The organism is Ensifer sp. LC384 (assembly GCF_001695865.1).
Lineage (GTDB): Bacteria > Pseudomonadota > Alphaproteobacteria > Rhizobiales > Rhizobiaceae > Ensifer.
In genome coordinates, this window is sequence record NZ_MBST01000070.1 from 1 (window position 1) to 1,036 (window position 1,036).

The 1,036-nt window shown below is 67.4% G+C and carries 2 protein-coding genes; both read left to right on the top strand.

Annotated features, from left to right (window positions below; genetic code table 11):
* A partial coding sequence (locus BC363_RS30580) for an ABC transporter permease subunit (RefSeq protein WP_141690497.1) occupies nucleotides 1–411 on the top strand: 411 nt, incomplete at its 5' end.
* The coding region (locus BC363_RS30585) for an ABC transporter permease subunit (RefSeq protein ID WP_065793354.1) at nucleotides 401–1,036 on the top strand (636 nt) is incomplete at its 3' end. The genes BC363_RS30580 and BC363_RS30585, both read left to right, overlap by 11 nt.

The window sequence follows — 1,036 nt, forward strand, 5'->3', positions numbered from 1 at the left end:
ATCGTCATCGCCCTGATCTTCGTCGGCCTGCCCTTCGTCGTCCGCACCGTGCAGCCGATCATGGAGGAGATCGACAAGGAAGTGGAGGAGGCCGCCGCCACCCTCGGCGCCAGCCGCTTCCAGACGATCAGCCGGGTGCTGCTGCCGGGCCTGCTGCCGGCCGGGCTGACCGGCTTTGCCCTCGCCTTTGCCCGTGGCGTCGGCGAATACGGCTCGGTGATCTTCATCGCCGGCAACCTGCCCTACGTCTCCGAGATCGCGCCGCTTCTGATCGTCATCCGGCTGGAGGAGTTCAACTATCCCGCCGCCACCGCCATTGCCGCGGTGATGCTGGTCATCTCCTTCGCCATGCTGCTCGTCATCAACTCGATCCAGGCCTGGAGCCGGCGGAGATATGTCTATGTCGCCTGATCGCGCCGCGGCCGCCCATCACGTGCGCGCCGCCACCTCGGAAAGCCGCCTTGCCCGGCTCAGCCTGACGGTGGCCGCGCTGGCCTTCGTCGCCCTGTTCCTGCTGCTGCCGCTGGCGGCGGTCTTCACCGAGGCGCTGCGCAAGGGACCGGCCGAGTTCCTGACGGCGCTTGGCGATGCCGAGACGTTTGCCGCCATCCGCCTGACGCTGATCGTCGCCGCCATCGCCGTGCCGCTCAACCTCGTCTTCGGCGTCGCCGCCGCCTGGGCGATCGCCAAGTTCGAGTTCAAGGGCAAGGCCTTCTTGACGACGCTGATCGACCTGCCGTTCTCGGTGTCGCCGGTGATCTCCGGCCTCGTCTTCGTGCTGTTGTTCGGCGCGCACAGCCTCATCGGCCCGGTCCTGCAGAGCCAGGGCATCCAGATCCTGTTTGCCGTGCCGGGCCTGGTGCTGGCCACCGTCTTCGTCACCTTCCCCTTCGTCGCCCGCGAACTGATCCCGCTGATGCAGGAACAGGGCACCAGCGACGAGGAGGCGGCGCTGTCGCTCGGCGCATCCGGCTGGCAGACCTTCTGGCATGTGACGCTGCCCAACATCAAATGGGGGCTGCTTTACGGCGTGCTG